The following is a 14,340-nucleotide window of genomic DNA, read 5'->3' on the forward strand; positions in this document are numbered from 1 at the left end:
GGCCGGGCGCTCAGTCATCACCGTGGTGCGAAGTCACTCGTCCCAGGAGTCGACGGGTTCGTAGCCCTTGCCGTTGTACTTGATGACCTGAACCGTCGAGACGGCCGGCTGGTCGTCTTCCGTCGTGTCGACAGACGTGCCGGGGAGCATGAGCGGCGCCTCGAAGTCCGAGATGGTGCGAAGCTGCGCCATGAAGTCCTCACGCGTCGGCTCGGTCATCTTGGTGAACACCTGCTCGAGCGTCGCGCCGATCATGTAGCTCCACATGCAGTGCGGGAACGCCGGGACATCCGGATAGTCCGCGTACTCGGCGAGGTCTGACAGGAAGGTGACGACGTCCTCGTCCTCGGCGTATGCCGGGCTCTGCGGCGTCTTCGCGAACGACACGGTGTAGACGGCCGGCAGCGCCGCCGCGCCACCCGGCTCGAGGATCGCACCCGGGCTCGACGTGTTCGACGGGAGGAACAGGCTCGGCAGCCATCCGATCTCCTGCATCTTCTGCAGCGAGGAGATCACGAGCGGCGTGATCGACATGGCGTTGAACAGCACATCCGCATCCGATGCCGCGAGTTCGGTGAGCTGTGCGTCGACGGCCGTGTCGGTCGCCTCGTACGTGAGCTCCTTGACGATCTCGATGTTGTCGGCACCCTCGATCGCGGACTTGAACCCTTCGACGTAGCCCTCGCCGTAGTCGTCATTCTGCGAGAGGATCGCGACCTTGTGCTCGCCGCCGGCACCGGCCAGCAGCTCGCCGAACGCCTCGCCCTCGTTCTGATACGCCGGAACGAACCCGAGCTGCCACGGGCTCTCCTGCGTGTTGCTGAACAGCGGATCACCCGTCTGGATCAGCACCTGGGGCACCTCGTCGGCGATAGCCGCCTCGCGCCAGGCCCGGTTCGTCGGGGTTCCGAGTCCCGCGGTCATCGCGAAGACGCTGCCCTTGAGCTGGTCGTAGTTCGCTTTCGCCTTCTGCGGGTCGTACTCGTCGTCGAGCGCCTCGATCTCGACCGTACGGGTCTTGCCGTCGCCGAACTCGATCCCGCCCGCGGCGTTGACGCTCCCGAAGTAGGCCTCGAGCCCTGCCACGGTGCAGGTACCCGGCCCCGCGGTGCCGCCGCTCAACGGCGTGGTCATCCCCAGGGTGATGGTGGTGTCGGTGATGCCGGGGCTGGCCGTGGCCGCCCCGCCTTCACCGTCGGGCTCTGCGCCGCCACGGGAGCAACCGGCGACGAGGACGGCGACGATGCCGACCCCTGCCACCACGGACGCGACCCGGCTTCTTCTGCGATTCATTCTCATGGTTGGTGCCTCTCTGTGTGTTCTTACTCTTCGATGTGCTGTGGAACCTCAGCGGCTGAACGCTGCGGAGCATCACGTCGGCCGATGCGTCGCAACAGGCGAGGCAACGACACGAACCCGTTGGGCAGGAAGAAGAGCACGATGAGCAGGATCGCGCCCTGCAGCACCGTCGTCAGGTTCGGATCGATGATGTTCGTGACCTGCGGGACGAGCACGTACCACGCGCCCCCGATGAGAGAGCCGATGATGCTTCCCGCTCCGCCGATCACCATCGACGCCAACAGTTCGATCGAGTGCCCGAAGTTGAGCGTCTCCGGCGAGGTGTACTGGATCACGACCATGTAGAGGAAGCCACTCACTCCACCGATGAGGGAGGCGATCGTGAAGGCCAGGACCTTGTAGCGATAGGGCGATACACCCATCGACGCCGCAACGGACTCGTTGCCCTTGACGATCGCGAACGCACGACCGTACTTGCCGCGCACCAGGTTTCGGGTGAGCATGAACGTGGCCCCGCCGATGAGGATGACGAGATACAGCTGCCACTGGTCGTCGTAGAGCCCCGACCACTCGGGTGCCGCAGAGAATCGAGCGGACGTCCCCTGCGATCCACCGGTGACCTCGGAGAATCGTTTGGCCAGCGGGACACCGATGATCGGAAGCGCGATCGTCACCATCGCGATCGCCAGCCCGCCGAGCCGGGCAGCGGCGAGCGCCACCACCATTCCCACGACACCAGGAATGAGGCACGCGAGCACGAAGACGATGACGATGTTCCAGCCCGCGTTGTATCCATAGGCGGTGACGTAGGCGCCGAGTCCCACGAAGAAGATCTGACCGAGCGAGATCTGCCCCGCGTACCCCATGACGACGTTGAGGCCGAGCACGGCGACGGAGAACACTCCGATCCGTGCGAGCGTCTGGTTCGCGAACTCCGGCAGGAGCAGGGGCACCACGATCGCCAGCACCACCACCAGGGCGACGAGGCCCCACCGTACCCACGGACGCTCGAGTCGCGCACGCCACGGCGAAGCGGGTGCGGTCGAGAACGAATTCGTTGCAGTCATCACACGCGCACCACCGATTTCCGGCCGAACAGACCTTGAGGTCTCACCAAGAGCACCACGAAGACGAGGACGAACGGCACCGCGATCTTGAGATCGTGACCGATGAAGGGCACATACACGGCCGCGAGGTTCTCGAGTATTCCGATGAGCCACGCGGCGACGACGACGCCGATCGGACTCGTCAGACCGCCCAGGATCACCGCTGCCAGCGCATACACGAGCGCGGAGTCCATCATTCCCGGCGTGAGGGTGAGCTGTGGTGCGACCAGCACACCCGCGATGGCGCCCAGCGACGCAGCCAGTCCCCATCCGATCATGAGGTTCCGTCCGACCGGTACGCCGGAGAGCGCCGCCGACGACGGATCGATCGCCACCGCACGCAGGGCGAGTCCGAGCTTCGTGCCGACGAAGAGCGCCTGGAGCAGGACCATGATCGCCACGATCACGACGATCGTCCCGAGCGAGCGCACGCTGATCACCGCTCCGGCGATCTGCACCGTGTCGAGAGGGAACAGCGAAGGGAAGAGCTGATTGTTGTACGTCCAGAACCATGCGCAGATTCCGGTGATGAGGGTGAGCAGTCCGATGGTCACGACAACCGCCGTGTCCGGATCTCCGCGCTCGAATCTGCGCACCAGGTACCGCTCGATCAGCGCACCGAGGAAGAACGAGACGATGACCGCGGCCAGGATCGCGACGATCAGCGGAGCACCGAGACCGTAGATCACCCACGCGATGTATGCGGACAGCACCGCCATCCCGCCCTGTGCGAAGTTGATCAGGCCGGTCGCCTGGTGGACGAGGACGATGCTCAACGCCAGCGCGGCGTAGATCGACCCGGTGGAGAGACCGTCGATCATGAGCTGCAGGAATGTGCTCATTGTTCACCCTCCCAGGTAGGCGCGGCGGATCTCGTCCATGCCCTTGAGTTCGGCCGTCGATCCGGTCAGCACATTGCGCCCTGCCTCGAGCACGGTCGCGCTGTCGACCAGGGTGAACGCGAGGTTCGCGTTCTGCTCGACGACGACCATCGCGATTCCGGACTCCTGCCGCAGGCGACCGATCGCCTTGTAGACCGTCTTCGCCGTACTGGGAGCGAGCCCCAGCGACGCCTCGTCCAGCAGCATCACCCGCGGCCGCGCCATGATCGCCCGCCCGACGGCCAGCATCTGCTGCTCGCCGCCGGAGAGCGCTGAGCCGTTCGAGCGCACCCGGTTCTGCAACTGCGGAAAGAGGTCAAGACAGTAGTCGATGTCTTCTTGGACCTTTTTGGCGTCCCTGCGAAGATACGCACCGACACGCAGATTCTCCCGGACCGTCAGATCCGAGAAAGTGCCGCGCCCCTCGGGCACGTGTGCGATGCCGAGCGCGGCGACCTGGTCGGGACGCAGCCCTCGAAGACTCTTGCCGTCGAAGCGGATGTCGCCATTGGAACGCACCGAGCCGGAGATCGCGCGCAGCGTCGTCGTCTTCCCCGCTCCGTTCGCCCCGAGGATCCCGACTGCTCCCCCGTCAGGGACCGAGAGCGAGATGTCGTCGAGCACCTGGACCCGGCCGTAGAAGGCCTGCATCCCCGATACCTCAAGCAGCGTCATCGACGGCATCCTTTCCCAGATACGCCTCGATCACTCGCGGATCCGCTTGCGCCTCTGACGCCGACCCCTCCATGAGCTTGCGACCGTGGTCGAGCACCACGACGCGGTCGGTCAGCGCCGAGATCAGGCCCATGTTGTGCTCGACGATCACGATCGTGATGTCTCGTTCACGGATGCGGCGCACGGTCTCGATCAACTGCTCGACCTCGGAGTGCGGCAGCCCGGCGGCCGGCTCATCGAGGAGGAGGAGCTGGGGCTTCATGAGCAGTGCGCGGCACAGTTCGACACTCTTGTGCAGACCGTGCGACAGCTCATCCGCCCGAGTCGATGCCGCCCACGCGAGCCCGAGACTGTCGAGGAGCTCCATCGCTTCGTCGCGGACCGCCTTCTCGGCACGGACGGTGCGCGGCCAGCGCAGCGACCATTGCACTGGGCCCCCGGGAAGCCTGCTGTGCGCCCCCAGCAGCACGTTCTCGAGCACCGTCGCGTGCAACTGCAGCGCTGGATGCTGGAAGGTGCGGGCAAGGCCGTGACGTGCGAGTGTCGCAGGCGGAGATCCGACGACTTCAGCGCCGGCGATCACGATCGACCCTGAGCTCGGCCGGTAGTGGCCGCTCACGCAGTTGAAGAGCGAGGTCTTACCTGCGCCGTTCGGCCCGACGAGGCCGAGGATCTGGTCGGCTTCGGCAGCGAACGAGACCTCTTCGAGGACCTTCACGCCGCCGAAGTGCAGGTTGACGTCTTCGACCACGAGCTGCGCGCCCATCGCTCCACCTTTCGCTTCGTTGCATAGGGAGACTGAAACACTACGTCTTCACGGAAGGTACCTGCACTCGATCTTCCGATCAATCTATCCGCCAGCATAGGGTGATACTCATCCAGATAGATCTACTTAGATAGATATATAGCCATAGTCATCGCGGAGTCGCAAGCACGGGATCAGCCGCAACTGGCCGCGTTCCCGGTCAGCGGAAAAAGTCGAAAGCGAACGTCGGACGCGCTCATACGCTGATGCTCCACGACAGACGGAGGTCGAAGATGGCTGAAACACTCGCCCAGGCGATCGAACGCGCAGGCGGCCCGGTGCAATTCCTGCGGGACCAGGATTGGCCAGCCTTCACGTTCCCGGTGGCTGCAGAGTTCACGAACTGGCGTGACGAACAGCGGGCGTGGATGCAGTCGGTGGCGCTCCTGGATCAGTCGCACCACATGACCCAGCTGTTCCTGGACGGCCGCGATCTGATTCCGCTTCTCGAATCGATATCACCCAACACGTTCACGACTTTCAGACCAGGGGTCGCCAAGCAGCTCATCGCCGTCAACGAGGGCGGCTACCTCATCGGCGACGGCATCCTGTTCTACAACGCGGACGGGCCAGAAGGACTCGTGCTCATCGGGCACCACATCCTGATCGACTGGGTGCGGTTCAACGTCGAGAAGGCCCAGTCCGCAGGACGGGACGTGCGCGCACGCCTCGAGGGCAACTCGAACATGCGCCAGGGCCCGCCGACCTTCTACCGGTACGAGGTGCAGGGGCCCAATGCCGACTTCGTCATGGAGAAGCTCTTCGGCGGTCCGGCTCCCGACATCAAGTTCTTCCACATCGGCGAGGTCACGATCGCCGGCCGCGCCGCCCGGGCTCTGCGTCACGGCATGGCCGGCCAACCCGGATTCGAGTTCTACGGACCGTGGGCCGACCACGAGGTCATCGCGGAGGCGATCATGGCGGCGGGCGAGGAGTTCGACATCCGCCGGGTGGGGGCGAAGGCGTACTCCTCCTCACCGCTCGAGTCCGGCTGGGTGCCCACCCCGTTCCCCGCGATCTTCGAGGACGATCTCGCTGAGTATCGGGAGTGGTTGCCGGCATCGCGCGCCGGCTCCGTCGGCGGCTCGCTGTACTCCACCGACGTCCGCGACTTCTATCTGACCCCGTTCGACATCGGGCTCGGGAAGTCGGTGCGCTTCGATCACGAGTTCCACGGGCGCGCTGCACTCGAGGCGCACGCTGCGAATCCGCCGCGGCGCAAGGTGACCCTGCTGTGGAACCCGAGCGACGTCGCCGACGTCGTCAAGTCGCAGCTCGAACCCGGCACCCCGGCGAAGTTCCTGGATTTCCCGAAGGCGCGATACGGCTTCTACCAGATGGACGAGGTCGTCCTGGAGGGCCGACCGGTGGGCGTCTCCACGGATGCCGGTTACGTCGCCTACGACCAGCTGTACATGTCGCTCGCGACCCTCGACGTCACGATCGACGACGGCCAGACCGTCGAAGTCGTGTGGGGAGAGGATCCCGTCTCCCGGAAGGCGGCCGTCGACGCGAACCACCGGCAGGTGCGGATACGCGCGACGGTGGCACCGGCTCCCTACCATTCCTTCGCGCGCACGACCTATCGCTCCGACGAATGATCCACGGGCATCCGCTCCGCCTCCCCGTCGAACTACGATGTGGACGAGGAGGAGAGGTGGAGCGGATGCCTGAGAGCGATTCGGTGCTTCACCGGCACCTGCGCGTTCTTGACACCTTCGACGTGCGGCACCCGTTCCTGACGCTCAGCGAGATCGCGGTCGCGTCGGGCCTGCCGGTCTCGACCACGCACCGGCTCGTCGGTGAGCTCGAGCGCGAGGGCCTGCTCGAGCGGCTCCCCGATCGTTCATACCGCCTGGGCGTGCGGCTCTGGGAGTTCGCGAGCCGCGCCCCGAGAGCACTCGGGCTCCGCGAAGTCGCTCGACCGTGGCTCGAAGCCGTCCACGATCGCGTGAAGCAGCACACCCAGCTCGGAGTGCGAAGCGGCCGCAGCGTGCTCTTCATCGAACGGATGTCGACGCGCGAGTCGGTCATCAATGCCACACTCATCGGCGGGCGCACCCCGCTGCATGCGTCCTCCAGCGGCCTCGTGCTTCTCGCGCATGCCGACGACGCCACGATCACAGATGTCCTCGCGCACATCCCGCCCGACTTCCCCGATCCCCTCATGCGCACCGGCACCGGGCTGCGTCAACGCCTGCGTCAGGTGCGCGAGGACGGTTACGCCGTGGCGAACGGATACATCCATCCTGAATCGCGAGGGATCGCCGTGCCGGTTCGTGACGCGGACGGCGTCCATGCCGCGATCGGTGTGGTCGTCGCCAACGACGACAGCTCACCCAACCCGCACATCGCCGTGCTGCACCGCGCTGCTGCGGGGATCACCAGGGACCTCGCTCAGGCGTACCGTCCGGACATGGAGCATCGCATCCACGGCCTCCGACCGCACGTCGGACGCTCACGACGATCGCTCGAGTACCTCGAGGGTCTGGCGTCGGGCTGAGTCGAGTCCGCCGCGCGCGCTCCTGCGGCGGTTCGTCAGCTCCAGACGTCGGCGGCGCTCTCCACGACCTCGCGCACCTTCGCCCACTGCTCGTCCTCGGTGAGGACATTGCCCTCCTCCGTCGACGCGAATCCGCATTGCGGGCTCAACCGGAGCTGGTCGAGAGGGACGAAGCTCGCCGCCTGGTCGATGCGGCTCTTGATGAGCTGCGGATCCTCCAACTGCCCGGACTTCGAGGTGATCAGCCCGAGGACGACGCTCTTGTGCCCCTGAGGGAGGAAGCGCAGCGGCTCGAAGCCGCCCGCCCTCTCGTTGTCGTACTCGAGGAAGTAGGCGTCGTACGACGTGCCTGCCAGCAACTGCTCGGCGACCGGCTCGTACCCTCCGGACGAGATCCAGGTGGAGCGGAAGTTGCCACGGCACACATGGGTGGCGATCACCAGATCATCGGGCTTGTCTGCGAGGACACGGTTGAGCAGATCCGCGTAGCGTTCGGCGATCCCGTCGACGCGGATGCCCCGCTGACGGGCCTTCTCCAATTCGACGTCGGAGCACAAGTACGCCCACGCGGTGTCGTCGAACTGGAGGTAGCGGGCGCCGGCGTCGTAGAGTGCTGCGACGGCATCCCGGTACGCCGTCACGAGATCGTCGACCAGGTCATCGCGGTCGTCGTATACGGACGCGTCGACGGCTTCCTGCTCGAGTCGGAAGTCGAGCACGGTCGGGGCGGGAATGCTGAACTTCGGCACCGCGCCGGTGGTGCGCTCGACGATCGATCTGAGCGAGCGGAACTGCTCAAGGAATGGGTGCGACGCGTCGAACGAGATCCTTCCGTTCAGCTCGATGCCGCGCGGCTTGGTCTGAACGCCCTGGAACTGGATGCCGTGGTCGAGTTCGACGATATCGACACCACTCAGACCGTCGAAGAAATCGAAATGCCACCACGATCGACGGAACTCTCCGTCGGTGGCGAGCTTCAATCCACTGTCCGCCTCACGCGAGACGAGGTCGGAGATCGTCGCGTCTTCAACGGCGCGAAGCGCGTCGGCATCGATGTCGCCGCGCGCGAAACGTGCGCGAGCCTCGACGAGAGCGGGGGGACGGAGGAAGCTGCCGACGACGTCGGCGTGAAACGGTGCGGTGGTCACACTCCGACGATAGTGTCCTCCCCTGTTCCGCGCTGATCGGCCGTCACGAGAGGTCACGTGCGCGGTCGCTGGTCCTCCCCTGACCCCAGACCGTGACGTGCGAGCCGCAGGAGCTTTTCCAACTGCGCCGCTTGGTCCTCGCTCATCGCCGAGGTGAGGCGGTCCTCTATCGCCTGCACGTCCACGCGCACCTCGCGCATCCGCTCGCGTCCGTCTCGTGTGATGAAGAGGAGGATCTGCCGCGCATGCTCGGGATCCGTCTCCCGGCGCACCAGCCCCGCCTCGATCAGAGGCGCGAGCGTCTGCGCCATCGACTGCGCGCGCACGAGCGACCTGCGGGCGAGTTCGGACGACGTGATCCCGGGGAGCCGGTCCAGGACCGCGAGCGCCGTGTATTGGGCCGCCGACATTCCGTGCGACTTGACGGTGGCCATGAACGGTCGCCTCAACCCCGACTCGAGCTGCTTGATCACGTAGATCAGGTTCAGATTCTCACTCACTCCCCCATACTCCCTCACGCGACCCCGTCGTCAGGAGGGGATGACCGGCGCCGTGGCCACGGAACGCGCCTTGTCCATCGCCTCATCGAGTTCGTCCTCGGGATCGGATCCGATGATGATGCCTCCGCCGACATGGAGCCTGAGCCGACCGTTCGAGCCGTGAAGCGTGCGGATGACGACCGAGAACTCCGCGCGGGATCGATCGAACCAGCCCAGCGACCCCGAGTACAGCCCGCGCCCTGCCCACTCCACTTCCTGGATCAACTCCATCGTGCGCCGTTTGGGTGCACCGGTCATCGATCCGGCCGGGAAGACCGCCCTCAAGCAGTCGATGGGTCCGCACTCCGGTTCGAGCCTCGCGCCGATCGCAGAGACGAGCTGGTGGACTCCACGGTACGTCTCCACCTCCATCAGCTGAGTGACGGCGACCGAGCCCATCACGGCCACTGTGCCCAGGTCGTTGCGGATGAGGTCGGTGATCATCAGATTCTCGCGACGGAACTTGTCCTCGGACGCAAGCCGCCACCGCGCGATCGCGTCTTCCTGAGCGTTCAACGATCGCGGCAGGGTGCCCTTGATCGGACGGATCTCGGCGTCACCTGATCGCGTCACCGACAGCATCCGCTCGGGCGAGGCGGACAGCACGACCTCAGCACCATGGCGCAGATACGCCGAGTACGGCGCAGGGCTCCTCGCGCGAAGCTCCAGAAAATGGTCGAGCGGGTCGCCGTCGAGATCGAACTCGAGGGGAAAGGTGAGGACCGCTTCGTACGTGTCACCTCGTCGGAGTGCCTCGTCGACACGCTGATACGCGGAGGCGTACCGTTCGCGTGGGACCGACGATCTGGGCGTCAGCCCCACTGATGAGACCCGGTTCGGGAGCGAGCGCAGCTCATCGAGGCTCTCGACGAGGCTCTCGACCTGGGCCTCGGAATCGGCGAAGCACGTGATGAGGTGAGACTCGTGGTCGAACACGACCGTGCGATTCGCTCGCATGAAGAACCCGTCCGCCGGGGATCCGATCGCTGCCGACGGCAGGATCTCCTGCGTGTCGTATCCCGCGACTCCCACCCAGCCGCCGACGCCGGGGGGCGCGGCGACGGCCGGGTCGGGCGTCTCCGCGGACAGCCGGCCGAGGTGACGGAGGAACTGCGATCGAGGGATCGCCGTGACGCCGGCTGAGGTGTGCTCCGCCCCGCCGACCACCACGCTCTCGTCCTCGTCCTCGAGGTAGCCGAGGAGTGAGAAGCGCCCGCTCCATTCGCGGGTGTCGGCGGAGTCGAGCCAGAAGGCCCTTCTGCGTCCCCGCAGCAGATGCGTCGCCACGATCTCTGGAGCCATCCATTGCGGATACCGCCTGGAGGCCTGCCCGTGCGTGCTGTCCGTCCGTTCGCCTTCGGCCGCTGTCGGCGCGATCGCGGCGCCCCCTGCTGCCGCGTCCTCACGCAGGGCGAAGCCGGACAGCACGAGGAAGTTCCGCAGCATTCTCGCGCCCTCGCCCGTCAGGATCGATTCCGGGTGAAACTGCAGCCCGTACTGCGGCAGAATTCGGTGCGCCACTCCCATCACCGTTCCGTCGACGGTGCGAGCGGTCACCTCGAGCGCCGCAGGAACGTCGACGGCGCCCAGGGAGTGGTACCGCACGACGCGGGTGTTGGGCGTCACCCCTTCGAACAGCCCCGTGCCCGTGTGCTCGATCTCGTCGAGTCGGCCGTGCGCGGGAGGCAGGCGATCGACGACCCCGCCGTGAGCGACGATCATGCCCTGATGCCCGAGGCAGACGCCGAGTGTCGGGAGCGTGCGCGTGGCGAACAGACGCAGGCAGACGTCGAAGGCGGGTTCCGTGGTCGGATGGCCGGGCCCCGGAGAGACGATGATCGCCGCGTAGTCCGATTCCCCGTGCAGGTCGAATCGGTCGACCTGCACGACCTCCGGCTCGACATCTATCAGCTGACCGACTGCCTGGACGAGGTTGTAGGTGTAGGAATCATAATTGTCGATGATCAGGATCCGCGCCGACGGATCCACGCTCTGCGCCATCGCCTTCATCGTCACCATCGTCCGACACCGTTCCCTCTTGCGATTACCTATCGTAATAGGTATTGTCCTTCAACAGAGGCGCAAAGCTGCGCATCTCGGACCCGAGAGGATCAGCACGTGGGAAACATCGCCCCAGCAACGACCAAGGCTGCTGCACGAGAGCTGGTGGATCAGTTCTCTCTGGAAATGACCGGCAAGGACGTTCCTGGCCTTCGCGAAGCCGCACATGCCATCCCTCAGGGCACCAAGATCAACGTCACCTTCCTCGGCAACGAGGACCTCGAGATGCGCGTCGCGGCCGCCAAGGCCGTGAAAGAGCTCGGGTTCGTCCCGGTCCCGCACATCTCTGCGCGCCGCCTGCAGAGCCAGGCCCAGCTCGAAGAGTTCCTCGCGCGACTTCAGGAAGTCGGTGCGACCGAGCATGTCTTCGCGGTGGGCGGCGACCCGGCGGAGCCCGAGGGCCCCTACCCGGACTCGCTCAGCGTCATCCGCTCCGGCATCCTTCAGAAGTACGGCGTCAAGGAGGTGTCCATCGCCGGTTATCCGGAAGGGCATCCCGACATCCCCACAGATGTGCTCTGGCGTCACCTCGAGGAGAAGTCTGCCGCACTCAAGGAGCAGGGCCTGGATGCCGTCATCCTCACCCAGTTCGCCTTCGACACGGACCCGGTGATGGAGTGGGTGACGGCCGTGCGTGATCGCGGCATCACGAGCCCGATCCGCATCGGCACCCCAGGACCCGCCGGAATCAAGCGACTCATCGCGTTCTCGCGCCGCTTCGGCGTCGGCGCCAATGCGATGATCGTCAAGAAGTACGGCTTCTCGCTCACCAATCTGATGGGCACCGCCGGCCCCGACAAGTTCGTCTCGGACCTCTCCGGGCTGCTCGCCGCAGAACCGCGCACCGCGCCGGTGATGCTGCACTTCTACACGTTCGGCGGCCTGCTCGCCACGGCTGAGTGGACCCATGAGTACCTCAAGGCCCAGTCCTGACGTCGAACGGACAGACCTCATGCCGACATCACCTCACACGGCGCACCCTCAGGCCTGCCTGATCGTGCACGGCCCGGACCAGCCCGGCCTCGTATCGGCCATCACCGCTCTGATCACGCGGAACGACGCCAACATCATCACGCTCGACCAGTACTCGGAAGACGTGGACGAAGGTGCGTTCTTCCAGCGGGTCGTCTTCAGCAGGCCCGATCTCGGGGCCGCGCTGCCGGAGCTCGAGGCCGACATCGAGAGGACGCTGGCCCCGTTCGGGATGCAGTGGCGGCTCACGGATCAGTCGGTGCCGAAACGGATGGCGATCCTGGTCTCCAAGAGCGACCACTGCCTGCTCGAGCTTCTCTGGCGTCATCGTCGGGGCGAGCTTCCGGTGACCATTCCGATGGTGATCTCCAACCACCCCGACACGGCCGAGGACGTCCGCTCGTTCGGCATCCCGTTCGTCCACATCCCGTCGCAGGGACCGGACAAGTCAGGGGCGGAGCGTCAGATCCTCGATCTGCTCAAGGGCAACGTCGATTTCGTCGTGCTCGCCCGCTATATGCAGATCATCTCCGAGGACTTCCTCGACGAGATCGCCGTGCCGGTGATCAACATCCACCACTCCTTCCTGCCCGCATTCATCGGGGCCGCGCCCTACCGCAAGGCGCGCGAACGCGGGGTGAAGCTGATCGGGGCGACCTCCCACTACGTCACGAAGGACCTCGACGAGGGTCCGATCATCGAGCAGGACGTCGCTCGCGTCGACCACCGCATGGATGCTGCCGCGCTGCAGTCACGCGGAGCCTATGTGGAACGTGCGGTGCTCTCGCGTGCCGTGCAGTGGCATGCCGAGGATCGCGTCATCCGAGACGGCAACCAGACCATCGTCTTCAACGACCGCCCATAACAACCGGAGCCCGCCCGGGCACCACGAACGAACAGAGGTTACTCATGGCTGACAACCTTCAGCAGATTCTCGACCAGACCAACCCGGTCGAGTTGCTTCGCAATTCCCAGATCGGCTCGTACATCTATCCGGTCGTCCCTGCGGACTTCCAGAACTGGATCAAGGAGCAGAAGGCATGGCGCGACACCGCCGTGCTGTACGACCAGTCGCACCACATGGACAACGTCTTCCTCAAGGGCTCAGACGCCATCAAGCTCATCTCGGACACGGCGATCAACTCGGTCGCGAACTTCGCGGTGAACAAGGCCAAGCAGTACGTGCCCACCACCGCTGCCGGACACGTGATCGGCGACGGCATCCTCTTCCGCGAGGCCGAGGACGAGTACGTGTACGTGGGTCGCGCGCCGGCGTCGAACTGGCTGCTGTACCACGGTGAGACCGGCGGATACTCGAACCTCGAGATCTCGGCCGACCGTCGTTCGCCCTCGCGCCCCTACGGCCACGCCGTCTCGCGCAACTACTACCGCTTCCAGATCCAGGGGCCGAACGCCTGGGCCGTCATCGAGAAGCTGAACGGCGGACCGCTGGAGAAGCTCGGCTTCTTCAACATGTCGACCATGAAGATCGCCGGCAAGGACGTTCGCACGCTCCGCCACGGCATGGCCGGAGCACCCGGCCTGGAGATCTGGGGTCCTTACGCTGACCACGACGCCATCCGCGACGCCATCGTCGAGGCCGGCGAAGAGTTCGGACTCCTGCCGGTCGGCTCACGGGCCTATCCTTCGAACACGCTGGAGTCGGGCTGGATCCCCTCCCCGCTCCCGGCGATCTACACCGGCGAGGCCGAGCGCGGATACCGCGAGTGGCTCGGCGCCGACAGCTATGAGGCCACCGGCACGTTGGCGGGGTCGTTCGTCTCCGACGACATCGAGGACTACTACCTGACCCCGTGGGAGCTCGGGTACGGCAACTTCATCAAGTTCGACCACGACTTCATCGGACGCTCGGCGCTCGAGAAGATCGACCCGAGCACGCAGCGCCGCAAGGTCACGCTGGCATGGGATGCCGAAGACCTCGGCAAGGTGTGGACGTCGCTGCTGAACGTCGACGGGCCCAACTACAAGTTCTTCGACCTGCCGCTGGCGAACTACGGTTCCGCCAACTACGACTCGATCGTGGACGCCGACGGCAACAACGTCGGCCTGTCGATGTTCACCGGATACAGCGCCAACGAGCGCCGCGGGCTGTCCCTGGGCCTCGTCGACCACGACGTGCCGGAGGGCACCGAGCTGAAGGTCGTCTGGGGCGAGCCGGACGGCGGCACCACGAAGGCGTCCGTCGAACCGCACGAGCAGACAGAGGTCCGTGTCGTCGTGAGCCCCGTGCCATACTCGACCGTGGCACGTCAGACCTACCAGGGCGGCTGGCGCACCAACTACCAGACGGCCTGACCGATCCGGTGATGGGGGAGGGTGGTGCCGAGGTC

The 14,340-nt window shown here is 65.7% G+C and carries 13 protein-coding genes; 5 read left to right on the forward strand and 8 right to left on the reverse strand.

The features are described 5' to 3' along the window. Nucleotides 1-33 precede the first annotated feature (33 nt). Genes ACNPNP_RS03935 through ACNPNP_RS03955 form a run of 5 tightly spaced genes read right to left on the reverse strand, consistent with a single transcriptional unit; the run spans nt 34 to nt 4,727 of the window. Nucleotides 34-1,299, reverse strand: a complete 1,266-nt coding sequence (locus ACNPNP_RS03935; protein ID WP_448964759.1) for an ABC transporter substrate-binding protein — start codon at nt 1,297-1,299, stop codon at nt 34-36. Nucleotides 1,300-1,322: 23 nt separating this feature from the next. Next, entirely contained in the window at nt 1,323-2,366 is a 1,044-nt protein-coding gene (locus tag ACNPNP_RS03940; RefSeq protein ID WP_448964760.1) for a branched-chain amino acid ABC transporter permease, read from the reverse strand. After that, nucleotides 2,366-3,247 (reverse strand): branched-chain amino acid ABC transporter permease, encoded by an 882-nt coding sequence (locus tag ACNPNP_RS03945; RefSeq protein WP_448964761.1) that lies wholly within the window; start codon nt 3,245-3,247, stop codon nt 2,366-2,368. The genes ACNPNP_RS03940 and ACNPNP_RS03945 overlap by 1 nt, the downstream gene beginning before the upstream one ends. A gap of 3 nt (nt 3,248-3,250) precedes the next feature. Then, a complete protein-coding gene (locus ACNPNP_RS03950; RefSeq protein WP_448964762.1) occupies nt 3,251-3,961 on the reverse strand; it encodes an ABC transporter ATP-binding protein in 711 nt (236 codons plus the stop codon). Next, nucleotides 3,948-4,727 carry an ABC transporter ATP-binding protein gene (locus tag ACNPNP_RS03955; RefSeq protein ID WP_448964763.1) on the reverse strand — a complete coding sequence of 260 codons (780 nt, stop codon included), beginning with the start codon at nt 4,725-4,727 and terminating at the stop codon, nt 3,948-3,950. Before ACNPNP_RS03955 ends, ACNPNP_RS03950 begins: the two co-directional genes overlap by 14 nt. A gap of 272 nt (nt 4,728-4,999) precedes the next feature. On the opposite strand from ACNPNP_RS03955, the gene ACNPNP_RS03960 reads away from it, so the two are divergent. Together ACNPNP_RS03960 and ACNPNP_RS03965 are read left to right on the forward strand one after the other, a co-directional pair. After that, nucleotides 5,000-6,367 (forward strand): aminomethyl transferase family protein, encoded by a 1,368-nt coding sequence (locus tag ACNPNP_RS03960; protein ID WP_448964764.1) that lies wholly within the window; start codon nt 5,000-5,002, stop codon nt 6,365-6,367. A 65-nt stretch (nt 6,368-6,432) separates the two neighbouring features. After that, complete coding sequence (locus ACNPNP_RS03965) at nt 6,433-7,269, forward strand: IclR family transcriptional regulator (protein ID WP_448964765.1); 837 nt, start codon at nt 6,433-6,435, stop codon at nt 7,267-7,269. Between the two features lie 35 nt (nt 7,270-7,304). On the opposite strand, the gene ACNPNP_RS03970 is transcribed toward ACNPNP_RS03965, so the two are convergent. From ACNPNP_RS03970 to ACNPNP_RS03980, 3 genes are read right to left on the reverse strand one after another with little or no spacing between them, the layout of a single operon-like run. Continuing rightward, complete coding sequence (locus ACNPNP_RS03970) at nt 7,305-8,417, reverse strand: 5-methyltetrahydropteroyltriglutamate--homocysteine S-methyltransferase (protein WP_448964766.1); 1,113 nt, start codon at nt 8,415-8,417, stop codon at nt 7,305-7,307. Nucleotides 8,418-8,470: 53 nt separating this feature from the next. After that, nucleotides 8,471-8,917 carry a MarR family winged helix-turn-helix transcriptional regulator gene (locus tag ACNPNP_RS03975; protein ID WP_448964767.1) on the reverse strand — a complete coding sequence of 149 codons (447 nt, stop codon included), beginning with the start codon at nt 8,915-8,917 and terminating at the stop codon, nt 8,471-8,473. 30 nt (nt 8,918-8,947) lie between these two features. After that, nucleotides 8,948-10,957 (reverse strand): chorismate-binding protein, encoded by a 2,010-nt coding sequence (locus ACNPNP_RS03980; RefSeq protein WP_448964768.1) that lies wholly within the window; start codon nt 10,955-10,957, stop codon nt 8,948-8,950. A gap of 186 nt (nt 10,958-11,143) precedes the next feature. Between ACNPNP_RS03980 and ACNPNP_RS03985 the strand changes: the two genes are divergently transcribed. The 3 genes from ACNPNP_RS03985 to ligM are packed head-to-tail and all read left to right on the forward strand — an operon-like array spanning nt 11,144 to nt 14,305. Further along, entirely contained in the window at nt 11,144-11,950 is an 807-nt protein-coding gene (locus ACNPNP_RS03985; RefSeq protein WP_448964871.1) for a methylenetetrahydrofolate reductase, read from the forward strand. Between the two features lie 19 nt (nt 11,951-11,969). Further along, nucleotides 11,970-12,854 (forward strand): formyltetrahydrofolate deformylase, encoded by an 885-nt coding sequence (gene purU / locus ACNPNP_RS03990; RefSeq protein ID WP_448964769.1) that lies wholly within the window; start codon nt 11,970-11,972, stop codon nt 12,852-12,854. Nucleotides 12,855-12,898: 44 nt separating this feature from the next. After that, nucleotides 12,899-14,305 (forward strand): vanillate/3-O-methylgallate O-demethylase, encoded by a 1,407-nt coding sequence (gene ligM / locus ACNPNP_RS03995; protein WP_448964770.1) that lies wholly within the window; start codon nt 12,899-12,901, stop codon nt 14,303-14,305. Nucleotides 14,306-14,340: the final 35 nt, after the last annotated feature.

This window comes from Microbacterium xerophyticum (assembly GCF_053543555.1).